The sequence below is a fragment of the Streptomyces sp. NPDC091287 genome (assembly GCF_044768525.1).
Lineage (GTDB): Bacteria > Actinomycetota > Actinomycetes > Streptomycetales > Streptomycetaceae > Streptomyces.
Genome location: NZ_JBIVUV010000005.1, coordinates 420015 through 440901, shown reverse-complemented (window position 1 = coordinate 440901; position 20887 = coordinate 420015). Strand labels below are relative to the sequence as shown.

Below are 20887 nucleotides of genomic sequence, written 5' to 3'. Positions count from 1 at the left end.
GACCAGCAGGGAACACCGCACGACCGCAGGGTGCCCCATGACCTCAAGGAGCGTCGCATGACCGCCCCCACCGCCCTCCTGGCCATGGGCCCGGGCATCGCGGAGCAGCTGTTCGGTGTCCGGCAGCGGGCGCGGCTCACCGCGCTCGTGGACACCGACCCCGGTCTGGTCGCCCACCGGCTGACCGACCCGACGCCCGAGGTCGCACGTGCGCTCGCCGGGGCGGAGCTGCTCATCACCTGCTGGGGCGCGCCCCCGCTCACCGCCGGCGTCCTCGCCGCCGCCCCCCGGCTGCGCGCCGTGGTGCACGCGGCCGGGAGCGTCAAGCACCACATCACCCCGGCCTGTTGGGAGCGCGGCCTGCGGGTCACCTCGGCGGCCGGGGCGAACGCGCTGCCGGTCGCGGAGTACACGCTGGCCGCGATCCTCCTCGCGGGCAAGAACGTGGCTCCCGCCGCCCGCCGCTACCGGGAGCTGCGCGCCCCGCACGACTGGCGCGCGGAGTTGGCGGGGCACGGCAACTACCGGCGGTGCGTGGGCATCGTGGGCGCTTCGCGGATCGGCCGCCGGGTGATCGAGCTGCTGCGCCCGTTCGATCTGGACGTGCTTCTCTTCGACCCGTACGTGGACGCGGGGACGGCGGCGCGGCTGGGCGCGGAGAAGGTGGGCCTGGACGAGCTCTGCGCCCGGAGCCGGATCGTCTCCGTCCACGCGCCCCAACTGCCCGCCACCCGGCACATGATCGGCGCGGCGCAGCTGGCGGCCATGCCGGACGGGGCGACGCTGATCAACACCTCGCGGGGTTCGCTGATCGACGGCGACGCGCTGCTGCCCGAGCTGGTGTCGGGGCGGCTGAACGCGGTGCTGGACGTGACGGAGCCTGAGGTGCCGCCCGCCGATTCGCCGCTGTACGACCTGCCGAACGTGCTGCTGACGCCGCATGTGGCGGGTTCCCTGGGCGACGAGATCCACCGCATGGCGGACTTCGCGCTGGACGAGGTGGCCAGGTACGCGAGCGGGCTGCCGTTCGCGGACCCGGTGACGCCGGAGGACCTGGCACGCATGGCGTGACCGCCCGGAACGCACCGAGGCCCGGCGCCCCCACGACGGGGGTGCCGGGCCTCGGGCGTACCGAACGGCGTACCGAGCGGTGCGGGTCGTACTAGTGGGAGTGGCCGTGGCCGCCGTGACCGGCGTCGCCCTCGTCCTCGGCCGGCTTCTCGACGACCAGGGTCTCGGTCGTGAGCAGCAGCGACGCGATGGACGCGGCGTTCTCCAGGGCGGAGCGGGTGACCTTGACCGGGTCGATGACGCCGGCCTTGACCAGGTCGCCGTACTCGCCGGTGGCGGCGTTGAAGCCCTGGCCCTTGTCGAGCTCGGAGACCTTGGAGGTGATGACGTAACCCTCCAGGCCGGCGTTCTCGGCGATCCAGCGCAGCGGCTCGACCGCGGCGCGGCGGACGACCGCGACACCGGTGGCCTCGTCGCCGGTCTTGCCGAGGTTGCCCTCCAGGACCTTCACCGCGTGGACGAGGGCGGAGCCACCGCCGGAGACGATGCCCTCCTCGACAGCGGCGCGGGTCGCCGAGATGGCGTCCTCAAGGCGGTGCTTCTTCTCCTTGAGCTCCACCTCGGTGGCGGCGCCGACACGGATGACGCACACGCCGCCGGCCAGCTTCGCGAGGCGCTCCTGGAGCTTCTCGCGGTCCCAGTCGGAGTCCGTGGACTCGATCTCGGCCTTGATCTGGTTGACGCGGCCCTTGACGTCCTCGGAGTTGCCCCCGCCGTCGACGATGGTCGTGTCGTCCTTGGAGACGGTGACGCGGCGGGCGGTGCCCAGCACGTCGAGACCGGCGCCGTCGAGCTTGAGGCCGACCTCCTCGGCGATGACGGTCGCACCGGTGAGGGTGGCGATGTCACCGAGCATGGCCTTGCGGCGGTCGCCGAAGCCCGGGGCCTTCACCGCGACGGCGTTGAAGGTGCCACGGATCTTGTTGACGACGAGGGTGGAGAGCGCCTCGCCCTCGACGTCCTCGGCGATGATCAGGAGCGGCTTGGACGCGCCGGCCTGGATGACCTTCTCCAGGAGCGGGAGCAGCTCCTGGATGGAGCCGATCTTGCCCTGGTGGATCAGGATGTACGGGTCGTCGAGGACGGCCTCCATACGCTCCTGGTCGGACACCATGTACGGGGACAGGTAGCCCTTGTCGAAGGCCATGCCCTCGGTGAACTCCAGGTCCAGACCGAAGGTGTTGGACTCCTCGACGGTGATGACACCGTCCTTGCCGACCTTGTCCATCGCGTCCGCGATGAGCTCGCCGACCTGGGTGTCCTGCGCGGAGAGCGCGGCCACGGCGGCGATGTCGGACTTGTCGTCGATCGGGCGGGCGGTCGCGAGGAGCTCCTCGGACACGGCCTTGACCGCGGCGTCGATGCCCTTCTTCAGGGCGGCCGGGGAGGCGCCGGCGGCGACGTTGCGCAGGCCCTCGCGGACGAGCGCCTGGGCCAGCACGGTCGCGGTGGTGGTGCCGTCACCCGCTACGTCGTTGGTCTTGGTCGCCACCTCCTTGACGAGCTGGGCGCCGAGGTTCTCGTACGGGTCGTCGAGCTCGACCTCACGCGCGATGGTGACACCGTCGTTGGTGATGGTGGGAGCGCCGAACTTCTTGTCGATGACGACGTTGCGGCCCTTGGGGCCGATCGTCACCTTGACCGTGTCGGCAAGCTTGTTGACGCCGCGCTCAAGGGCGCGACGGGCGTCCTCGTCGAACTTCAGAATCTTCGCCATGGGCTGTGTTCCCTCTCAAAATGAACTGCGCCCCTCGCCGCCCGGCTAGTTATTTCGCAGGGGGCCAGGGGCGCAGAACACAAGCAAACGTGGGTGAATTACTTCTCGACGATCGCGAGAACGTCGCGGGCCGAGAGGACGAGGTACTCCTCGCCGTTGTACTTCACCTCGGTGCCGCCGTACTTGCTGTACAGGACGACGTCGCCGGTCTTGACGTCGAGCGGAAGCCGCTCGCCGTTCTCGAAGCGGCCCGGGCCCACAGCGAGGACGACGCCCTCCTGGGGCTTCTCCTTCGCGGTGTCCGGAATGACCAGGCCGGAAGCCGTGGTCTGCTCGGCGTCGAGCGGCTGGACCACAATGCGGTCCTCGAGCGGCTTGATCGCAACCTTGGAGCTGGTGGTCGACACGATCCGGTCTCCCCCTTCGGAGATCTCACGGGGTTTAACAGTCTGTGGGCGGCGACCTGACCGGCCCGTCGTCGCGGGTGCCGGACCTGCCCTGTCGCGCAGAGTGCTGCTGGCACTCTCCAGGGGGGAGTGCCAGCACCGAGACTATGACCGCGATTAGCACTCGGTCAAGCGGAGTGCCAATTCACCACCCTCGCGCCGTCTCGATCGGGGCTCTGTCGGGTCACCGTCCGGACAACGTGGGGGCGGAGCCGTGCGTTCCGCGCGGCGGGGCAGACCGGTCAGACGTAGTCCTCCAGCTTCGCCACCGCGTATCCCTTGTCGGTGACGGTCTTCATGACCCGGCGGATCATGTCGGGCATCGAGCCCTTCCAGTCCTCCTTGCCCCGGAAGTGGGTGAGGACGATGTCGCCGGGGTGCAGGTCCCGGTCCCACTCGCGCCATTCCATGTGGTCGGGGAAGGCCTCGGAGGACCACAGGGGCACGGCGGTGATCCCGCAGGACTTGGCGACGACGAGGGTGTCGCGGTTGTAGTTGCCGTAGGGCGGGCGGAAGAGGGTGGGCCGCTTCCCGTAGTGCTTGAGGATCTTCTCCTGCTGGCCGCAGATCTCCCGCTCCTGCTCACCGGCGGAGAGGCCGGGCAGATAGCGGTGGTTGAGCGTGTGGTTGCTGATCGTCACGCCGCGCTTCTGCATCTTCTTGAAGTAGCCGTAGTCGTCGTTGGTGACGTAGTCACTGAGGAACGCGCTGTACGGGATGGACAGTTCGGTCATCATCCGCAGCAGCTCGGGGTCCTTCTCCGCCCCGTCGTCCATCGTCAGGAAGACGATCTTCTCCTTGGTCGGAACGGTGGTGAAGACGGGCGGCAGCCCGGCGTCGTCCCGGACCTCGAAGCCCTCGCGGGTGGTGATGCGCGGCTTCACCTTCGGCGGCTCGGGGGCCGCGAGCGGGGTCTTGGCCAGTCCCCACTTCTTCGCGGCGACGGCCCGCGCCGCCTGCTTCTTCCTGAGCGCCTCGGCGTAGGTGTCCATGGCACGGGCGGGTCCGGCCTTCGGAGCGGCCTCGCCCGGCTGGCCGGCGGCGGGCTTCGCGGGTCCGCCGGGAGCTGCCGTGCCACCGCCGCCCGTCTCCGCCGCGCACCCGGAGGCGACGGCGGCGGCCAGCAGGGCCGCCAGCACGACGGTGCCCGACCTGTGCCACTTCATGGCTGATTTTTCGTTTTGTCGTACTAGCTGCATGGCGCCGCATCCTGCCAGCCGTCGGCCCGCCTCCCGCCCCGACACCGCGAGCGGACCGGCGCCGTCCCCCGGCCGGCCCACAGCGCCGGCGCAGCGGCCACAATGGACCGGGTGAACGCAACGACCCCCTCCGCCCCGGACGACGACCCCGCCCGCGCCGCCTTCGCGGCGCTGCGCACCCCCGAGGGCGAGCAGCTGCTGGCCGAGCTGCGCGACCACGACCCCGCCGACGAGCTGGCCGCCGCGACCCGGCTGCGCCGCACGCACGCGGCGGAGCTGGTCTCGGCGGCCCTGGGCCAGGCCCGGCTGCGGCAGCGGGCGGTGGCCAAGTTCGGGGCCGAGGACGCCTACCGGATGTACTTCACGCCCAACGGGGTCGAGCAGGCCACCCGCACCTCGGTCGCCGCCCACCGCGCCGCCCGGTTCGCCGGGCTCGGCGTGCGGAGCGTGGCCGACCTGTGCTGCGGCATCGGCGGCGACGCCCTCGCCCTGGCCCGCGCCGGGATCTCCGTCCTGGCCGTGGACCGCGACCCGTTGACCGCCGAAGTGGCCCGCGCCAACGCGGAGGCGCTCGGCCTGGAGGAGCTGATCGAGGTGCGGTGCGCCGATGTCACGGAGATCGACACCGCCCCGTACGACGCGGTGTTCGTGGACCCGGCCCGGCGGGGCGGACGCGGCCGCATCTTCGATCCGGAGGCGTACTCACCGCCGCTGTCCTGGGCGGCGGCCGCCGCGCTGAAGGCCCCGAGGGCGGCGCTGAAGATCGCCCCGGGCGTCCCGCACGAGGCGATCGGCCCCGAGGCTGAGGCCGAGTGGATCTCGGACGGCGGCGATGTGAAGGAGGCGGTGCTCTGGTACGGGGAGGGCTTCGCGCCCGGCGCGTTCCGGGCCACGCTGCTGCCCTCCGGGGCGACCCTGACCGCCCCGGCCCCCCTTCCCGCCCCGCCCGTTGGCCCGGTCGGGCGCTATCTGTACGAGCCGGACGGCGCGGTGATCCGGGCGCATCTGGTCGCCGACATCGTCGAGCGGTGCGGCGGGCGGCTGGTGGACGAGACGATCGCGTACGTCACGAGCGACACGCGCTACTCCTCCCCGTACGTCTCCGGGTACGAGATCACCGACCGGCTGCCGTTCAACATGAAGAAGCTGAAGGCGCTGCTGCGGGAGCGGGAGGTCGGCGTACTGACCGTCAAGAAGCGCGGCTCGGCGGTCGAGCCGGAGGAGCTGCGTCGCCGGATGAAGCTGAGCGGTCCTCACTCGGCGACGGTGTTCCTGACCCGGGTGGCGGGGGCTCCGACCATGCTGATCGGGCATCCGCTGGAATGAACCGGGGCGTCAGCGGTGGGCCGGGGCGTCCAGCGGGGCAGGGGCCGTCAGGACACGCAGCACCCAGCGGCGGTGCGTCAACGCCTTGACGGCGCCGATGAGTCCGGTGAGCCAGGCGACCATGCCGAGGCCCATGATCAGGGCGACCATGCCGTACGTGTCGTCGCCCGGCCGGGCGCTCGCCGGGCCGATCACGCAGAGCGCCAGCCCGCCCGCCGCCAGGACGAACGACAGCAGCAGCCAGACCAGGCTCATCCCGGGCAGCCGCAACTCCCGGTCGCGCTCCGGCTCCCGGTCCAGCGCGCCCCACTCCACGAGCAGCGCGCGGATCTCCCGGTCCCGGGCGACGTAGAGGGAGGCGAGGACGAGCGCCGGTATCAGCGCCCCGGCCCCGAGGAGCAGGGACAGGACTCCGGCGATCCCGCTGAAGAAGTCCGCCGACGCCTGCTCGAACATGACGAGTCCGGACCCCACGAGCAGCCAGCCGAACGCGGCGAGCCCGGCCCACATCACCAGCACACCGAGCCGCCCCGGCCCCAGGTGCATCCCCACCAGCGCGCGCAGGATCAGCTCCCGGTCGGCGAGCATCGCCTCGCGGTCCGGCCAGGTCCGGATCTCCACGGGAGGCGGGGGCGGGGGCAGGGAGGGGCGGCGTGACATGGACCAGACACTATCGGGAGCGGTCCCGTGGTCCGGGCGGGCCCGGCGGCTCAGGCGTCGCGCAGTGCCTGGATGTCCAGCTTGCCCATGCCGAGCATCGCCTTCATGGTCCGGTCCGCCTTCGCCGGGTCCGGGTCGGCCAGCAGGCGCGGCAGCTCGTTCGGCACGATCTGCCAGGAGACCCCGAACCTGTCCTTGAGCCAGCCGCACCGGCCCTCCTCGCCGCCCTCGGAGAGCGCGTCCCAGAACCGGTCCACCTCGGCCTGGTCGGCGCAGTCCACGGAGAGCGAGATCGCCTCGGTGAAGGGGAACTGCGGGCCGCCGTTGAGCCCCAGGTAGTCCTGGCCCGCGAGCCGGAACTCGACGGTGAGCACGGAACCCGTCTCGCCCGGGGCGGACTCGCCGTAGTGGGTGACGTCCAGGATGCGGGAGTCCCCGCCGAAGATCGCGACGTAGTGCTCGGCCGCCTCCTTGGCCTTGCCGTCGTACCAGAGACAGGGGGTGATCTTCTGCATGATCTTCTCCTCGTCGGGCCGTCCACACGTCCGGGCCGGCCGGTCCGGACGTCGTGGAAGGTAGACCCGGTCCGCCGCTCGGACTCATCGGACACGCCCCGGCACCGCCGCCGCCACCCGCGCGGGCTCAGCGGGAAGCAGGGTCGGCACGGGCTCAGCGGGAAGCGGCGTCGCCCTCCCGCTCGGCGCGGTCCCGCTCGGCGCCCTCCCGCTCGGCGCCCTCCCGCCCGGCGCGGTCCCGCCCGGCGCCCGTCGGCCCGGTGAGGGCCTTCCGCTCCGCCGGCAGCAGGACGTACGCCGCCAGCGCGGCCGCCGCCAGGAGTCCCGCGGCGGCCCAGAACGCGGCCGCGTACCCCGAGGACAGCTCGGTGAGCCCGGTGGAGCCGCCGGTGATCTGCGCGGCGACGGTGACCAGCACCGCGAGGCCGAGCGAGCCGCCGACCTGCCGCGAGCTGTTGAGCAGCCCGGAGGCCATGCCGGTCTCGCCGGGGGCCACGTCGGTCGTCGCGGCCGTGCCGAGCGGGACGAAGCAGAGCCCTATGCCGAAGGAGCAGACCAGCGACGGGCCGAGGATGGAGACGAGGAAGCCGCCGTCGACCGTGGCGGTCGCCGCGAACCAGGCCATGCCCAGCGCCGCCAGCGTCGCGCCCACCGCCATCAGCCGCCGGATGCCGAGCGCGGCGACCGCCCGGGGGGCGAGGACCGAGCCGGCGACGACGCCCACGCAGAACGGCAGGAACGCCAATCCGGCGGCCGTCGGCCCGAACCCGAGGACCAGCTGCATGTAGAGCGAGACGAAGTAGAACGCGCCGAACTGGGCCGAGGCCAGCAGCAGACAGAACAGGTTCGCGGTCAGCACCGGCCGCCCCCTCAGCAGGCCGGGCCTCAGCAGCGGGGACTCGGTCCGCAGTTCGACGGCGACGAAGGCGGCCAGCAGGGTCACCGCGACGCCGAGGGAGGCGAGCGTGGTCGTCGAGCCCCAGCCGTGATCCGAGGTCCGCACCAGGCCGAGGACCAGCAGCGTCGTCCCGGCCGTGACCAGCAGCGCCCCGGCCACGTCCAGCCGTGCCCCGGCCCGGCGTCCCCCGCCGACGGGTCCGGTGCGCGCGGCGGCGGCCAGTGCGAAGGCGACGATCGGCACGTTGACCAGCATCACGGACCGCCAGCCCGTCGCGTCGGTGAGCACCCCGCCCGCCAGCACCCCGACCGCGGCGCCCGCCGCGCCCGCCATGCCCCACAGCCCGAGCGCCCGGGACCGGGCGGGCCCGGCCGGGAAGGCGAGGGTGATCAGGGCGAACGCCACCGGGGCGAGGGCCGCCGCGCCGACGCCCTGGACGGCCCGCGCCGCCACCAGCGACCCGGGCGACCAGGCGAGCCCGCCGGCCAGGCTGGCGAGGCCGAAGAGCACCAGGCCCGCCGTCAGGACCCGGCGGGGACCGGCCAGATCGGCGAGCCGACCGCCGAGCATGAGGAGCCCGCCGAAGGCGAGGGCGTAGGCGTTCACCACCCACAGCAGCCCGCCCCCGTCGAAGCCGAGGTCGCTGCGGATGTCGGGCAGCGCGACGTTCACCACGGACATGTCCAGCGACACCAGGAACTGCACCGTGAGCGCCACCACCAGCAGCCACCGCGCGTGCCGCTCCCCCGCGCCCCCGGCAGTCCCCGCGCCCGGCGCTCCCGCCGCCGCGCCCTCAAGATCTCTTCCCGCCCCGCTCTTCCCCGCGCCGCCCATGACGTCCCCTTCCCTTCGCGCTTCCCTCGACCAGGAATTAACATACACGTATAGAAATTAGATGCCGGAGCACCGGGAGGGTCCCGCGGCGGACCGGAGCAAGGCCCCGGAAGGAGAGAATGCCCAGGTGTCAGGCACCGAGAAGACCGAGAAGACGAAGAAGATGAAAAATCCGGCGTCGGGCGGCAAACCGGGCGCGGCCGGGCAGCCCACGGGACGGCCCGTGGGACGGCCCGTGGGGCGGCCCCGTCGGCTGGACCCGGAGGTGATGGTCGCCACCGCGCGCCGCATCGTCGAGGAGGAGGGCGTGGCCGCCCTGTCCATGCGGCGGGTGGCGAAGGAGCTGGGCAGCACACCCATGGCGCTCTACCACTACGTGCAGGACAAGGACGAGCTGCTGATGCTCACCCTGTCCGGCACGGCGGCGGCGTTCCCGCGCCCGGAGCTGCCCGAGGACCCGCGCGAGCGGCTGGTGGCGGTGGCCGCGCACATGCACGACATCATCGGCCGGATCCCCTGGGTGCTGGACATCCTGGCGCTGGGCGAGCTGACCGACCGCAACGCGCTGTGGATGGTGGAGGAGATCATCGACTGCGCGCTCGCCTGCGGCCTCTCCCCGGCCCGCTCGGTGCGGGCGTACCGGACGATCTGGAGTTACGTCTACGGGGACCTGGTCTTCCGCAGGGCGGCGGCCCGCCGGGCGGAGAACCCGTCGCGCCGGGAGTTCTTCCCCGAGATGGTCACCGAGAAGGACACGGCGGAGCTGCCCCGGCTCACCGAGGTCAAGGACCGCTGGCGGGAGTACGCCGCCGACTACGAGACCGTCGAGGAGCTCGACGCGATCGTGGACGGCCTGCTCAGGCGCGGGACGCGGGGCGCGAAGGCCTGACCGGGCTGCCGGGGCGCAAGGCCGCGGCGCCCCCCGCCCGGCCCCGGCGCGTTCAGCCCACCGCCTCGAAGCGCCACCGGTGCACCGGGCGGGTGATCAGGGCGGCGTCGGGCTCGGGGAGTTCGGGGAGGTCGTCGCCGTACGAGGCGCCCCTCCACCACGTCATCACCAGCACCCGGTCCTGCGGGGCGCGCAGCAGTTCGCTGCGGTGGGGTTCACGGGCCAGCTCGGCGGCCCGTGCCCGCGCCCACTCCAGGAGTTCGCCGCCGCGGCCCTCGGCGGCGCGGGCCTCCCACATCAGGACGATGGTCCCGGCGCTCATGAGTAGAGGTTGTCCTTGCTGATCTCGTGCACGTGATCATGCGTGTGCTCATGGTGGGCCCCCGGCACATGCGGCTCCGTGACCGGCAGCGAGGAGTCGGCCGACAGCTCCAGGTCGGAGGGGCGGCGGTTGCGGGCGACCATCTCCGCGCCGAGCGCCGCGACCATCGCTCCGTTGTCGGTGCAGAGCCCGGGGCGCGGCACCCGCAGCCGGACGCCGGCCCGCTCGCAGCGTTCCTGGGCCAGGGCGCGCAGCCGGGAGTTGGCCGCGACGCCGCCGCCGATCATCAGGTGGTCGACGCCCTCGTCCTTGCAGGCCCGGACCGCCTTGCGGGTGAGCACGTCCACCACGGCCTCCTGGAAGGACGCCGCCACGTCCCGGACCGGCACCTCCTCGCCCGCCGCGCGCTTCGCCTCGATCCAGCGGGCGACGGAGGTCTTGAGCCCGGAGAAGGAGAAGTCGTACGGGGCGTCGCGCGGGCCGGTCAGGCCGCGCGGGAACGCGATCGAGGCCGGGTCGCCCTCCTTCGCGAGCCGGTCGATGACCGGGCCGCCGGGGAAGCCGAGGTTCAGCACCCGGGCGATCTTGTCGAACGCCTCGCCCGCCGCGTCGTCGATCGTCGCGCCGAGCGGCCGGACGTCGCTGGTGATGTCGGGGGCCAGCAGGAGCGAGGAGTGGCCGCCGCTGACCAGCAGCGCCATCGTCGGTTCGGGCAGCGGGCCGTGCTCCAGCTGGTCGACGCAGATGTGCGAGGCGAGGTGGTTGACCCCGTAGAGCGGCTTGCCGAGCGCGTACGCGTACGCCTTCGCGGCCGAGACGCCGACGAGCAGCGCTCCGGCGAGCCCGGGGCCGGCGGTGACGGCGATCCCGTCGAGGTCGCGGGCGCTGATCCCGGCCTCCTTCAGGGCCCGTTCGATGGTGGGGACCATCGCCTCCAGGTGGGCGCGGGAGGCGATCTCCGGGACGACGCCGCCGAAGCGGGCGTGGGTGTCGACGCTGGAGGCGACGGCGTCCGCGAGCAGGGTCGTACCGCGCACGATGCCCACGCCGGTCTCGTCGCAGGAGGTCTCGATGCCGAGTACGAGGGGTTCGTCGACAGCCATCATTCAGTCCCGGTCTCTGATGCGTGCTCGTGCACTGCTTGCTCTTGCATGGTCAGGCGCATGACCAGGGCGTCGATGTTCCCCGGCTGGTAGTAGCCGCGCCGGAAGCCGATCGGTTCGAAGCCGAAGCGCTCGTACAGCTTCTGCGCCCGGGTGTTGTCGACCCGGACCTCCAGGAGGACCGTGGCGCACTCGAAGTCGGTGGCGGCCTTCAGCAGGTCGGCGAGGAGTTCGGAGCCGAGGCCGGTGCCCCACGCCTCGCGGCTGACCGCGATCGTCTGGACGTCGGCCAGGTCGCCGAGGGCGGCGAGCCCGGCGTAGCCGACGATCCGCCCGGTGGCGGGGTCCTCGGCGACGACGTAGTGGCGGGTGGCGCCGGGGCCGCGGGCGTGGGCCAGCTCGGACCAGAACATGCCGGGCGACCAGGCGTCGTCCGGGAACAGCGCGTGTTCGAGGTCGAGCACCGGCGCGATGTCCCACCAGCGCATCTCGCGCAGTACGGCGGCGGTGGCGGTACTCACGTGGGGGTGACCACCTTGTAGTTCTTCGGAACCTGCGCGTCGGGCCTGCGCAGATAGAGCGGCCGGGGCTCCAGGAGCTCCTGTCCGGCGGCGAGGCGTTCGGCGGCGAGTCCGGCGAGCGCCCCGGCGGCGACGTGCTCGGGGCCGCGCGCGTCCGGGAAGGCGTCCGGGTAGAGCACCGCGCCCGCGCCGACCACGGGGAGCCCGGCCAGCGCCCCGGCGATGTCGGCGGGCCGGTCGACGGCGGGTTCGCCCGAACGGGTGCGGGCGTCCTCGTACCGCGCCCAGTAGACCTCCTTGCGGCGCGCGTCGGTCGCCACGGCGAACGGCCCCTGAAGGCCCTCCAGTCCGGCGGCGTACGCGAGTCCGTCCAGGGTGCACAGTCCGTGGACCGGCACGGAGAGGGCGGAGCCGAAGGTGGCGGCGGTGACCAGGCCGACCCGCAGGCCGGTGTACGGGCCGGGGCCGACGCCCACGACCACGGCCGTCACGGCGTCGAGTTCCGTCCCGGCCTCGGCGAGGACCCGGTCGACGGCGGGGAGCAGCAGCTCCCCGTGCCTGCGGGCGTCGACCTGCCCCGAGGAGGCGATGACGGACGTGCCGTCGTGCAGGGCGACGGTGACGGCGGGCGTGGCGGTATCCATGGCGAGCAAGAGCACGCAAACAGCCTACGGCTCCGCCGACGGCGTTACGGCGTCCGTACGGCGTCCCGGCCCGCCCCGTCCCTGCTGCTACCGTCACCGGGTATCCGCGGGTACGACGTAAACGCTTGTACGACATGCGGCAACGGCAGTCGAAAGGGGATTTCACGGTGGCTAGGGGAAGCTCGGGAATCGTGGCCGGGCTCACTGCGGCGGCGGTCGCCGCGGTCGCCTTCCTCGCCTACCAGGCCTCGGCGAACGCCCCCGCCTCGGTGGCGTCCACGCCCGGCAAGAAGCCCGCCGCCTCGGCCTCGGCCCAGCCGCCCTCCGCCAAGCCGAAGCCCAAGGCCGACCCGCTGGCGGTCCCGGCGGCGTCCGGCAAGGGCGAGCGCGTCGTGTACGCGCTGAAGGACCGCCGGGTGTGGCTGGTCGACGAGGACAACGAGGCGATCCGCACCTTCACCGTGATGCCGAGCCCCGTCAGCCCGCCGCCCGGGGTTTACAAGGTCACCTCGCGTTCGGGCACGGTCCAGGGCTCGGACGGCGTCCCGATCGAGCACGTGGTCCGCTTCGCGAACGTGGACGAGGTGGCGATCGGCTTCAGCGCGGCGCAGGACGGCTCGATGGCCAGCCCGGACCCGACGTCGAAGACCGGCGGCGTCCGGATGAAGCGCGCGGACGGCAACGCCATGTGGACCTTCGCGACGGTCGGCGCGAAGGTCGTCGTCGTCCCGTAGCGCCAGGGGTCTCACGGTGCCGGAGAGGCGTCCTACGCCGCCCGCTCCCGGACGGCGTTCCCGTGGACGCTCTCCCCGTCCCGGTCCGCCGCGTCGGATGGATCCGGCGCCTCGCTCGGCGGGGTGGAGACCGCGGTGGCCGCGGCGCACGAGGCCAGCAGGTCCTTCATCGACAGGGCGGACGGAGTCGGTCGCGGCTGCGCCGCGCGCTCGGGCGTCGGCATGGATTGCCTCCTTGGTGCTCCGATGGAGGGCGTGGTTAGGTAGACCTAACCACGTCTCGTACCCATGTGACCACGACCACGGTCCCCCGCGCAACAGTTTACCGACGCACTGTCGGGAAGGTCTCGTGAAGGACGGCGGCGGAGTCGGAGGGCGGGCGGTGTAGGAAGACGGCCGGTGTCGGAGGGCGGGCGGTGCGGGAAGACGGCCGGTGTCGGAGGACGGGCGGCGTCGGAGAACCGGCCGCGTTACGACAGATCGGCCCGCAGCCCCGCCCAGCGCGTCCCGATGCCGACCAGGGTCACCTCGCGCCGCTCGTCGTCGGTGTCGCCCGTCGCGCGGTCGATGAGGACCCGCAGCCGGTCGTCGGCCAGCTCCTCGACCTTGCCGTCGCCCCACTCCACGACCACCACGGACTCCGGCAGCGACACGTCGAGGTCCAGGTCCTCCATCTCGTCGAGCCCGCCGCCCAGGCGGTACGCGTCGACGTGGACCAGGGCGGGGCCCCCGGTCAGCGAGGGGTGGACGCGGGCGATGACGAAGGTGGGCGAGGTGACCGCGCCGCGCACGCCGAGGCCCTCGCCGAGACCCCGCGTCAGCGTCGTCTTTCCGGCGCCCAGCTCCCCGGTGAGCATGACCAGGTCGCCGGGGGCCAGCACCCGGGCGAGCCGGCGGCCCAGGTCCTGCATCTGTTCGGGGGAGGTGACGGTGAGCGTCACCGTCACGGCCTCGGGTACGGCCCCGGCGGGTTGGGGAGAGGTCGTCCCCGCTGTCTCCGGAACGGTCTCAGCGGCCGGGGTGCTGTGCGGTGCTTCCATGTCCGCCAACGTTAGCGCCCGGCACCGTGCCGCTGCGTACGAGCAGGTCGGCCAGCCGGTCGGTGACCGTCTCCGGGTGCTCCAGCATCACCAGGTGCCCGGCGTCCGGCACGATCACCAGCTCGGCGTCGGGCAGCACGTCGGCGATGGCCTCGCTGTGCGAGCTGGGGGTGACGAGGTCCTTGTCCCCGGCCAGGATCAGCACGGGCACGTCCCGGAACGCGGGCAGCGCGCCGCTCTTGTCGTGCTCGGTGAAGGCCGGGTAGAACTCGGCGACCACATCGATCGGGGTGGACTCGATCAGCCGTTCCGCGAACCGGGCGACCGCCGGGTCCACGTCCCGCGAACCGAACGAGTACCGCTTGATCAGCCCGGCGAAGAGGTCCGCGGTGGCCCGCCGCCCCTTCTCCACCAGCTCCGTCTGCGAGCCGAGCGCCTTCAGCACTCCGGGCAGCACCCGGCGCACCGCGTTCACACCCGCCACCGGCAGCCCGAAGTTGACCTCGCCGAGCTTGCCGCTGGAGGTGCCGACCAGGGCGACGGCGGCGACCCGGTCGCGGATCAGGGCCGGGTACTGGTCGGCCAGCGCCATCATCGTCATGCCGCCCATGGAGTGCCCGACCAGCACCAGCGGGCCCTCGGAGGCCGCCGCGTCGATGACCGCCTTCAGGTCGCGGCCGAGCTGGTCGATGCCGGCCGGCACCCCGTCCGCCTGGGCCCGGCCGCGCCCGGAGCGGCCGTGGCTGCGCTGGTCCCAGTAGACGGCGCGCACGAGGCCGCGCAGGGCGGCCCGCTGGAAGTGCCAGGAGTCCTGGCCGAGGCAGTAGCCGTGGCTGAAGACGACGGTGACCGGGGCGGGGGCCTTGCGCCCGAAGAGCCGGCGGCGACGGGTGCCGGTGGCGTTTCCATCGGAAACGTCGGGCGCCTCGTCCTCCACCTCGTCGATCTCGTAGTACAGCTCGGTGCCGTCGTCGGCGGCGGCCCGGCCCGGCGTGCCGCGCAGCGAGCCGTAGGGCCCGGTGGCGTCCAGCGCGAGGCGGGCCTTCTTGCGCATGCCGCGCCCGACGGTGAGCCGCTCGACGGCGACCCCGGCGGCCGCACCGGCGGCGAGCACCCCTATGGCGGCCCCGGCGATCCCGGCCCGGCGCCAGCCGGCCGCCGTGGCGGCGGTCACGGCGGCGGTCGCGTCCGCGGCGGCCCCCGCGCTGCTCCCGCTCACCGCGACACGCCCCCGGCCAGGTCGTCGGCCGTCCCGTTCACATACACCCTCGGCACCCGGGAGCCGATGCGGGTGACGATCTCGTACGCGATGGTGCCGGCGGCCTCCGCCCAGTCCTGCGCGGTCGGCTCGCCCCGGTCGCCCGGGCCGAACAGCACCGCTTCCGCGCCCGGTTCCGGCCGGTCGCCGCCGAGGTCGACGACGAACTGGTCCATGGCGACCCGGCCCGCGACCGTGCGCACCTTCCCGCCGACCAGGACGGGGCCCGTGCCCGACGCGTGGCGCGGGACGCCGTCCGCGTAGCCGACGGGGATCAGGCCGAGGGTCGTCTCGGCTGACGTCGTGTAGTGGTGGCCGTAGCTGACGCCGTGTCCGGCCGGGGCGTCCTTGACCAGGGCGACGGACGCGGCGAGGGTCATCACGGGCCGCAGCCCGAAGTCCGCGGGCGTGCCCAGCTCGGGGGCGGGCGAGATGCCGTACATCGCGATGCCGGTCCGCACGAGGTCGAAGTGCGCCTCGGGGATCGTGAGCGTGGCCGGGGAGTTGGCCATGTGCCGCACCTCGGGCTCCACGCCCTCCTTCTCGGCGTACGCCACCATGTCGCGGTAGACGCCGAGCTGGGCGGCGATCGAGGGGTGGCCCGGCTCGTCGGCGCAGGCGAAGTGGGACCAGAGGCCGGTGACCTTCACCCGTCCGGCCCGCTCGGCGGCCAGCGCCGCGGTGACCAGCTCGGGCCAGTCGGCGGGCTGGCAGCCGCTGCGGCCGAGGCCGGTGTCGGCCTTGAGCTGGATCCTGGCCGGCCGGCCGGCCGCGTCGGCGGCCCCGACGACCTCGGTCAGCGCCCACATGCCGCTGACCGACACGTCGATGTCGGCCTCGATCGCCTCGCGCCAGGGGCCCCCGGGCGTCCACAGCCAGCACATGATCCGGCCGTCGAGTCCGGCCGCGCGCAGGGCGAGGGCCTCCTGCGGGGTCGCGGTCCCCAGCCAGGTGGCCCCGGCCTCGCGGGCGGCCCGCGCGCAGGGCACGGCCCCGTGCCCGTAACCGTCGGACTTCACCACGGCCATGAGCTGCGCCCCGGCCGCGCGCTCGCGCAGGACGCGCACGTTGGCGCGCAGCGCGGCGAGGTCGATCTCGGCACGGGCTCTCAGGGACGCTGTCTCGTTCATCGCGCCCAGTCTCTCAGAGGCGTCGGCCGCCTCACCGGCAGTGCACGCCGATATCCAGCCTTATGAACGTTACGTACGTTTCATCACGTGGGTCAGGTGGTCGACCAGGACCGGGACATGGCTGTCGTCCACGTCCTTGACGGCGGTGATCAGGGTGACGGGTCCGCCCTCGCGCATCAGGCCGACGAGCCGCTCGACGGCCTCCGTGTGCGCCGGGTCGTCCAGTTCGGTGCGGTAGCGCTCGACGAAGGCGTCGTGGCGCGCGCCGGAGCGGTCCTGGTGGTACCAGGAGCGCAGCTCGTCCGAGGGGGTGACGTCCTTCAGCCATACGTCGATCGCGGCCCGCTCCTTGGAGACGCCCCGGGGCCAGAGCCGGTCGACGAGGACCCGGGTGCCGTCGCCGTCCTCCGGCGGGTCGTAGACCCTGCGTACGCGTACGGGTTCGCTGCCGCTCGCCATGTCCGGCCGCCCTTCCTGTCCCGGGCCTCCACCCTCTCCCCGGCTCAGCCCGCCCGCACGTCGCGCCAGGCGGCCTGGATGCCGTCCGCGACGTCCTGCGCGCAGACCGGGGCCCCGTCCGAGCCGTGCCGGGCGGCGAGCCCGTGCAGATACGCGCCCACGGACGCGGCGTCGCGCGGGGCGAGTCCGGCCGCGAGCAGGGACCCCGTGAGACCGGAGAGCACGTCGCCGCTGCCCGCCGTGGCGAGCCAGGACGTGCCGGTCGGGTTGACCCGTACAGGCGTGTCGCGGGCCTCCGCGATCAGGGTCGTGGAGCCCTTGAGGAGCACGGTGGCGCGGTAGCGGGCGGCCAGTTCGCGCACCGCGGCGAGCCGCCCGGCCTCGACCTCCTCGCGGGCCGTGGAGAGCAGGGCCGCGGCCTCCCCCGCGTGCGGGGTCAGGACGGTCGGGGCGGTCCGGGTCCGCACGGTCTCCGCGTCCAGCAGCCGCAGCCCGTCCGCGTCGACGAGCACGGGGACGTCGGCGGCCAGCACGTCGGCGACGGCCGCCTCCGCGCTCCGCCCGTCGCCGAGCCCGGGCCCGACCACCCAGGCCTGCACGCGTCCGGCCTTCGACGGCGGCCCGGTGTGCACCAGCGCCTCGGGGAAGCGGGCGATCACCGCGTCCGCGCCCGGTCCGACGTACCGCACGGCCCCGGCCCCGCCGCGCAGCGCGCCCGCGACCGCCAGGACCGCCGCGCCCGGGTAGCGCTCGGACCCGGCGACGACGCCGACGACCCCGCGCCGGTACTTGTCGCTCTCCGGGCCCGGTACCGGCAGCAGCGCGGCGACGTCCGCGTACTGGAGGGCCTCCAGGTCCGGCGGCTCGGGCAGTTCCGGGCCGAGCCCGATGTCGACCAGCCGCAGGGCCCCGGCGTGTTCGGCGGCCGGGTCGATCAGGAGGCCGGGCTTGTAGGTGCCGAAGGTGACCGTCGCGTCCGCACGGACCGCGTCGCCGTGCACCTCCCCGGTGTCGGCCTCCACTCCGCTCGGCAGGTCGACGGAGAGGACCGGGGTACGGTCCCGGGTCACCGTGTGCAGCAGCGCGGTGGCGTCCTCGCGCAGCCCGCCGCGCCCGCCGATGCCGGTGATGCCGTCCACGACGAGGTCGAGCACGCCGAGCCCGTCCGGCCCGTCGACGACCTGTCCCCCGGCCGCCAGCAGCGCGGCGAGGCCGCCGGGGTGGGCCCGGTCGGGGGCGAGCAGCAGGGCCCGGACGCCCGCGCCCCGGCGGGCCAGGCGGGCGCCCGCGTACAGCGCGTCGCCGCCGTTGTCGCCGCTGCCGACCAGGAGCAGGACCCGGGACCCGTACACCCGGCCGTTGCGCCGCAGCAGATCGCCGCAGGCCACGGCGAGCCCGGCGGCGGCGCGCTGCATCAGGGCGCCCTCCGGCAGCCGTTGCATGAGGGCGGCCTCGGCGGCCCGTACGGTCTCCACGCTGTAGGCACGTCGCATGGGTCCAACCCTCCGCGATCACACGGGCCGACGCCACCCCCGCGAGGCCGTGGCGGCTTGTTCGGCCGGGCGGGGGTCACCCCTGTGGCCTGTTCGGCTGGGCGGGGGCGCCTGCGGCCGGATGGCCCGGCGGAAGGCGCCCCGTGGCCTGGAGGGCCCGGTGGGTGCCACCCCCTGCGGCCTGTATGGCCGGGCGGGGGGCACCTGCGGCCTGGATGGCCCGGCGGAAGGCGCCCCGTGGCCTGGAGGGCCCGGTGGGTGCCACCCCCTGCGGCCTGTATGGCCGGGCGGGGGGCACCTGTGGCCTGCATGGCCCGGCGGGGGGCACCTGTGGCCTGCATGGCCCGGCGGGGGTCACCCCTCCGCGATGACCACCGCCGACGCCACCCCCGCGTCGTGGCTGAGCGAGACGTGCCAGCCCCGTACGCCCAGTTCGGCGGCGCGGGCCGCGACCGTGCCGCGTACCCGCAGCCGGGGCTGCCCGCTCTCCTCGACCCAGACCTCCGCGTCGCTCCAGAGCAGCCCGCCGGGTGCGCCGAGCGCCTTGGCCAGGGCCTCCTTCGCGGCGAACCGGGCGGCGAGCGAGGCGATTCCGCGCCGCTCGCCGCTGGGCAGCGTCAGCTCACTTCCGACGAAGAGCCGGTCGGCCAACTGGGGCGTACGCTCCAGCGCCGCGCCGAAGCGCTCGATCTCGGCCACGTCGATGCCGACCCCAATGATCACGAACCCACCCTTGTCACCTCGTCACCCGGGCGCGTCCCGGGTCACTCCACGGTCACGGACTTCGCCAGGTTGCGCGGCTGGTCCACTTCGTTGCCGCGGGCCGTCGCGAGCTCGCAGGCGAAGACCTGGAGCGGCACGGTGGCGACCAGCGGCTGAAGCAGCGTAGGCGTTGCGGGGACCGTGATGAGGTGGTCGGCGTACGGGACGACGGCCTCGTCGCCCTCCTCGGCGACGACGATGGTGCGCGCGCCCCGGGCCCGGATCTCCTGGATGTTGGACACGATCTTGTCGTGGAGGACCGAACGGCCGCGCGGTGACGGCACGATGACGACGACCGGGAGGCCCTCCTCGATGAGCGCGATCGGCCCGTGCTTCAGCTCGCCGGCCGCGAAACCCTCGGCGTGCATGTAGGCGAGTTCCTTGAGCTTGAGCGCGCCTTCGAGGGCGACCGGGTAACCGACGTGCCGGCCGACGAACAGCACGGTGTCGTGGTGGGCGAGGGACCGGGCCAGCTCGCGCACGGGTTCCATCGTCTCCAGGACCCGGTCGACCTCGCCGGAGATCGCGGAGAGCTGGCGCACCACCGTACGGATCTCGTCGCCCCATTTGGTGCCGCGCACCTGGCCGAGGTAGAGCGCCACGAGGTAGCAGGCGACGAGCTGGGTGAGGAAGGCCTTGGTGGAGGCGACGGCGACCTCGGGCCCGGCGTGGGTGTAGAGGACGGCGTCGGACTCGCGCGGGATCGTCGAGCCGTTGGTGTTGCAGATGGCGAGCACCTTCGCGCCCTGTTCGCGGGCGTGCCGCAGCGCCATCAGGGTGTCCATGGTCTCGCCGGACTGGGAGATGGCGACGACGAGGGTGCGCTGGTCCAGGATCGGGTCCCGGTAGCGGAACTCGCTGGCGAGTTCGGTCTCGCAGGGCAGCCGGGTCCAGTGCTCGATGGCGTACTTGGCGATCATTCCGGCGTGGAAGGCGGTTCCGCAGGCGACGATGACGACCTTGTCGACCTCGCGCAGATCCGCGGCCGTGATGCGTACCTCGTCGAGGTGGAGCGCGCCCTCCCCGTCGACCCGGCCGAGGAGGGTGTCGGCGACGGCCTGGGGCTGGTCGGCGATCTCCTTGAGCATGAAGGAGGCGTAGCCGCCCTTCTCCGCGGCGGACGCGTCCCAGTCGACGTGGTACTCGCGCACCTGGGCGAGCTCCCCGTCGAACCCGGTGACGACGACGCCCTCGCGGCTCAGCTCGACGACCTGGTCCTGGCCCAGCTCGACGGCGGACCGGGTGTGCGCGATGAAGGCGGCGACGTCCGAGGCGAGGAACCACTCGTCCTGCCCCACGCCCACGACGAGCGGTGAGTTGCGCCGGGCGCCGACCACCACGTCCGGCTGGTCCGCGTGCACGGCGACCAGGGTGAACGCCCCTTCCAGCCGCCGGCACACCTGGCGCATCGCCTCCGCGAGGTCTCCTCCGGCCGAGAACGCCTCGGCCAGCAGATGCGAGACGACCTCGGTGTCCGTCTCCGACTCCAGGGCGTGGCCGCGTCCGGTCAGCTCACGGCGCAGGGCCGCGAAGTTCTCGATGATCCCGTTGTGCACGACGGCGACCCGGCCCGCGTTGTCCAGATGCGGGTGGGCGTTGGTGTCGGTGGGCGCTCCGTGCGTCGCCCAGCGGGTGTGCCCGATACCGGTCCGCCCGGCCGGCAGCGGCCGGGCAGCGAGCTCCTTCTCCAGATTGACGAGCTTGCCCGCCTTCTTCGCGGCGGCGAGCCCGCCGTCCGCGAGAACGGCGACGCCCGCCGAGTCGTAGCCCCGGTATTCGAGGCGCTTGAGTCCTGCGACGACGACGTCCTGCGCCGACTGCCCACCGACATAACCCACGATTCCGCACATAGCGGCACCCTAAGGC

At 73.5% G+C, this 20887-nt stretch carries 22 protein-coding genes; 4 read left to right on the top strand and 18 right to left on the bottom strand.

The window, feature by feature from the left end:
- Positions 1 to 57 precede the first annotated feature (57 nt).
- Complete coding sequence (locus ACIQRW_RS11045) at positions 58 to 1071, top strand: hydroxyacid dehydrogenase (RefSeq protein WP_403757362.1); 1014 nt, start codon at positions 58 to 60, stop codon at positions 1069 to 1071.
- A 91-nt stretch (positions 1072 to 1162) separates the two neighbouring features.
- On the opposite strand, the gene groL is transcribed toward ACIQRW_RS11045, so the two are convergent.
- From groL to ACIQRW_RS11030, 3 genes are all read right to left on the bottom strand, one after another.
- Positions 1163 to 2788 carry a chaperonin GroEL gene (groL, locus tag ACIQRW_RS11040; RefSeq protein ID WP_356754836.1) on the bottom strand — a complete coding sequence of 542 codons (1626 nt, stop codon included), beginning with the start codon at positions 2786 to 2788 and terminating at the stop codon, positions 1163 to 1165.
- A gap of 98 nt (positions 2789 to 2886) precedes the next feature.
- The gene (groES, locus tag ACIQRW_RS11035) at positions 2887 to 3195 is read right to left on the bottom strand and encodes a co-chaperone GroES (RefSeq protein WP_003966899.1); all 309 of its coding nucleotides are present in this window, start codon (positions 3193 to 3195) and stop codon (positions 2887 to 2889) included.
- A gap of 281 nt (positions 3196 to 3476) precedes the next feature.
- Positions 3477 to 4400: a polysaccharide deacetylase family protein gene (locus ACIQRW_RS11030; RefSeq protein ID WP_403757359.1), complete on the bottom strand. Its 924-nt coding sequence runs from the start codon at positions 4398 to 4400 to the stop codon at positions 3477 to 3479.
- Positions 4401 to 4535: 135 nt separating this feature from the next.
- Here ACIQRW_RS11030 and ACIQRW_RS11025 point away from each other — a divergent pair, with 135 nt between their 5' ends.
- Positions 4536 to 5759: a methyltransferase domain-containing protein gene (locus ACIQRW_RS11025; protein WP_403757356.1), complete on the top strand. Its 1224-nt coding sequence runs from the start codon at positions 4536 to 4538 to the stop codon at positions 5757 to 5759.
- A gap of 9 nt (positions 5760 to 5768) precedes the next feature.
- Here the strand turns inward: ACIQRW_RS11025 and ACIQRW_RS11020 are convergent, their stop codons facing one another.
- The 3 genes from ACIQRW_RS11020 to ACIQRW_RS11010 all read right to left on the bottom strand — a co-directional run bounded on the left by ACIQRW_RS11020 (position 5769) and on the right by ACIQRW_RS11010 (position 8666).
- A complete protein-coding gene (locus ACIQRW_RS11020) occupies positions 5769 to 6419 on the bottom strand; it encodes a hypothetical protein (protein ID WP_403757353.1) in 651 nt (216 codons plus the stop codon).
- Between the two features lie 50 nt (positions 6420 to 6469).
- Positions 6470 to 6934 (bottom strand): VOC family protein, encoded by a 465-nt coding sequence (locus ACIQRW_RS11015; protein WP_403757350.1) that lies wholly within the window; start codon positions 6932 to 6934, stop codon positions 6470 to 6472.
- 154 nt (positions 6935 to 7088) lie between these two features.
- Positions 7089 to 8666 (bottom strand): MFS transporter, encoded by a 1578-nt coding sequence (locus ACIQRW_RS11010; protein WP_403757347.1) that lies wholly within the window; start codon positions 8664 to 8666, stop codon positions 7089 to 7091.
- A 127-nt stretch (positions 8667 to 8793) separates the two neighbouring features.
- Here ACIQRW_RS11010 and ACIQRW_RS11005 point away from each other — a divergent pair, with 127 nt between their 5' ends.
- Complete coding sequence (locus ACIQRW_RS11005; protein WP_403757344.1) at positions 8794 to 9555, top strand: TetR/AcrR family transcriptional regulator; 762 nt, start codon at positions 8794 to 8796, stop codon at positions 9553 to 9555.
- A gap of 52 nt (positions 9556 to 9607) precedes the next feature.
- On the opposite strand, the gene ACIQRW_RS11000 is transcribed toward ACIQRW_RS11005, so the two are convergent.
- Genes ACIQRW_RS11000 through tsaB form a run of 4 tightly spaced genes read right to left on the bottom strand, consistent with a single transcriptional unit; the run spans position 9608 to position 12145 of the window.
- Positions 9608 to 9877 carry a hypothetical protein gene (locus tag ACIQRW_RS11000; RefSeq protein ID WP_361334589.1) on the bottom strand — a complete coding sequence of 90 codons (270 nt, stop codon included), beginning with the start codon at positions 9875 to 9877 and terminating at the stop codon, positions 9608 to 9610.
- Entirely contained in the window at positions 9874 to 10980 is a 1107-nt protein-coding gene (gene tsaD, locus ACIQRW_RS10995) for a tRNA (adenosine(37)-N6)-threonylcarbamoyltransferase complex transferase subunit TsaD (protein ID WP_403757475.1), read from the bottom strand. Before tsaD ends, ACIQRW_RS11000 begins: the two co-directional genes overlap by 4 nt.
- Positions 10980 to 11468 carry a ribosomal protein S18-alanine N-acetyltransferase gene (gene rimI, locus ACIQRW_RS10990; RefSeq protein ID WP_403757472.1) on the bottom strand — a complete coding sequence of 163 codons (489 nt, stop codon included), beginning with the start codon at positions 11466 to 11468 and terminating at the stop codon, positions 10980 to 10982. The genes tsaD and rimI overlap by 1 nt, the downstream gene beginning before the upstream one ends.
- Positions 11469 to 11497: 29 nt before the next feature.
- Positions 11498 to 12145 (bottom strand): tRNA (adenosine(37)-N6)-threonylcarbamoyltransferase complex dimerization subunit type 1 TsaB, encoded by a 648-nt coding sequence (gene tsaB, locus ACIQRW_RS10985; protein ID WP_403757469.1) that lies wholly within the window; start codon positions 12143 to 12145, stop codon positions 11498 to 11500.
- A 134-nt stretch (positions 12146 to 12279) separates the two neighbouring features.
- Between tsaB and ACIQRW_RS10980 the strand changes: the two genes are divergently transcribed.
- Positions 12280 to 12879: a hypothetical protein gene (locus ACIQRW_RS10980; RefSeq protein ID WP_403757341.1), complete on the top strand. Its 600-nt coding sequence runs from the start codon at positions 12280 to 12282 to the stop codon at positions 12877 to 12879.
- A 32-nt stretch (positions 12880 to 12911) separates the two neighbouring features.
- Here the strand turns inward: ACIQRW_RS10980 and ACIQRW_RS10975 are convergent, their stop codons facing one another.
- From ACIQRW_RS10975 to glmS, 8 genes are all read right to left on the bottom strand, one after another.
- A complete protein-coding gene (locus ACIQRW_RS10975; RefSeq protein WP_403757338.1) occupies positions 12912 to 13103 on the bottom strand; it encodes a hypothetical protein in 192 nt (63 codons plus the stop codon).
- A gap of 246 nt (positions 13104 to 13349) precedes the next feature.
- Complete coding sequence (tsaE, locus tag ACIQRW_RS10970) at positions 13350 to 13919, bottom strand: tRNA (adenosine(37)-N6)-threonylcarbamoyltransferase complex ATPase subunit type 1 TsaE (protein WP_403757335.1); 570 nt, start codon at positions 13917 to 13919, stop codon at positions 13350 to 13352.
- The gene (locus ACIQRW_RS10965; RefSeq protein ID WP_403757332.1) at positions 13888 to 15138 is read right to left on the bottom strand and encodes an alpha/beta fold hydrolase; all 1251 of its coding nucleotides are present in this window, start codon (positions 15136 to 15138) and stop codon (positions 13888 to 13890) included. The genes tsaE and ACIQRW_RS10965 overlap by 32 nt, the downstream gene beginning before the upstream one ends.
- Entirely contained in the window at positions 15135 to 16307 is a 1173-nt protein-coding gene (gene alr / locus ACIQRW_RS10960) for an alanine racemase (RefSeq protein WP_403757330.1), read from the bottom strand. The genes ACIQRW_RS10965 and alr overlap by 4 nt, the downstream gene beginning before the upstream one ends.
- A 69-nt stretch (positions 16308 to 16376) precedes the next feature.
- Positions 16377 to 16766 (bottom strand): DUF488 domain-containing protein, encoded by a 390-nt coding sequence (locus ACIQRW_RS10955; protein WP_403757327.1) that lies wholly within the window; start codon positions 16764 to 16766, stop codon positions 16377 to 16379.
- 44 nt (positions 16767 to 16810) lie between these two features.
- Positions 16811 to 18259 carry an NAD(P)H-hydrate dehydratase gene (locus ACIQRW_RS10950; protein ID WP_403757324.1) on the bottom strand — a complete coding sequence of 483 codons (1449 nt, stop codon included), beginning with the start codon at positions 18257 to 18259 and terminating at the stop codon, positions 16811 to 16813.
- A gap of 354 nt (positions 18260 to 18613) precedes the next feature.
- A complete protein-coding gene (locus ACIQRW_RS10945) occupies positions 18614 to 18982 on the bottom strand; it encodes a holo-ACP synthase (protein WP_030084374.1) in 369 nt (122 codons plus the stop codon).
- 41 nt (positions 18983 to 19023) lie between these two features.
- Positions 19024 to 20871, bottom strand: a complete 1848-nt coding sequence (gene glmS / locus ACIQRW_RS10940; RefSeq protein WP_403757321.1) for a glutamine--fructose-6-phosphate transaminase (isomerizing) — start codon at positions 20869 to 20871, stop codon at positions 19024 to 19026.
- Positions 20872 to 20887: the final 16 nt, after the last annotated feature.

Excerpts from the sequence above, each read along its gene's own strand:
- ACIQRW_RS10980 (WP_403757341.1), top strand. The coding sequence starts at position 12,280 with ATGCGGCAACGGCAGTCGAAAGGGGATTTCACGGTGGCTAGGGGAAGC.
- groL (WP_356754836.1), bottom strand. The coding sequence starts at position 2,788 with ATGGCGAAGATTCTGAAGTTCGACGAGGACGCCCGTCGCGCCCTTGAG.
- tsaB (WP_403757469.1), bottom strand. The coding sequence starts at position 12,145 with ATGGATACCGCCACGCCCGCCGTCACCGTCGCCCTGCACGACGGCACG.
- ACIQRW_RS10950 (WP_403757324.1), bottom strand. The coding sequence starts at position 18,259 with ATGCGACGTGCCTACAGCGTGGAGACCGTACGGGCCGCCGAGGCCGCC.
- ACIQRW_RS11020 (WP_403757353.1), bottom strand. The coding sequence starts at position 6,419 with ATGTCACGCCGCCCCTCCCTGCCCCCGCCCCCGCCTCCCGTGGAGATC.
- ACIQRW_RS11025 (WP_403757356.1), top strand. The coding sequence starts at position 4,536 with ATGGACCGGGTGAACGCAACGACCCCCTCCGCCCCGGACGACGACCCC.
- ACIQRW_RS11000 (WP_361334589.1), bottom strand. The coding sequence starts at position 9,877 with ATGAGCGCCGGGACCATCGTCCTGATGTGGGAGGCCCGCGCCGCCGAG.
- ACIQRW_RS11030 (WP_403757359.1), bottom strand. The coding sequence starts at position 4,400 with ATGAAGTGGCACAGGTCGGGCACCGTCGTGCTGGCGGCCCTGCTGGCC.
- rimI (WP_403757472.1), bottom strand. The coding sequence starts at position 11,468 with ATGCGCTGGTGGGACATCGCGCCGGTGCTCGACCTCGAACACGCGCTG.
- ACIQRW_RS11015 (WP_403757350.1), bottom strand. The coding sequence starts at position 6,934 with ATGCAGAAGATCACCCCCTGTCTCTGGTACGACGGCAAGGCCAAGGAG.
- ACIQRW_RS10955 (WP_403757327.1), bottom strand. The coding sequence starts at position 16,766 with ATGGCGAGCGGCAGCGAACCCGTACGCGTACGCAGGGTCTACGACCCG.
- alr (WP_403757330.1), bottom strand. The coding sequence starts at position 16,307 with ATGAACGAGACAGCGTCCCTGAGAGCCCGTGCCGAGATCGACCTCGCC.
- tsaD (WP_403757475.1), bottom strand. The coding sequence starts at position 10,980 with ATGGCTGTCGACGAACCCCTCGTACTCGGCATCGAGACCTCCTGCGAC.
- ACIQRW_RS11045 (WP_403757362.1), top strand. The coding sequence starts at position 58 with ATGACCGCCCCCACCGCCCTCCTGGCCATGGGCCCGGGCATCGCGGAG.
- glmS (WP_403757321.1), bottom strand. The coding sequence starts at position 20,871 with ATGTGCGGAATCGTGGGTTATGTCGGTGGGCAGTCGGCGCAGGACGTC.
- ACIQRW_RS10975 (WP_403757338.1), bottom strand. The coding sequence starts at position 13,103 with ATGCCGACGCCCGAGCGCGCGGCGCAGCCGCGACCGACTCCGTCCGCC.
- tsaE (WP_403757335.1), bottom strand. The coding sequence starts at position 13,919 with ATGGAAGCACCGCACAGCACCCCGGCCGCTGAGACCGTTCCGGAGACA.
- ACIQRW_RS11010 (WP_403757347.1), bottom strand. The coding sequence starts at position 8,666 with ATGGGCGGCGCGGGGAAGAGCGGGGCGGGAAGAGATCTTGAGGGCGCG.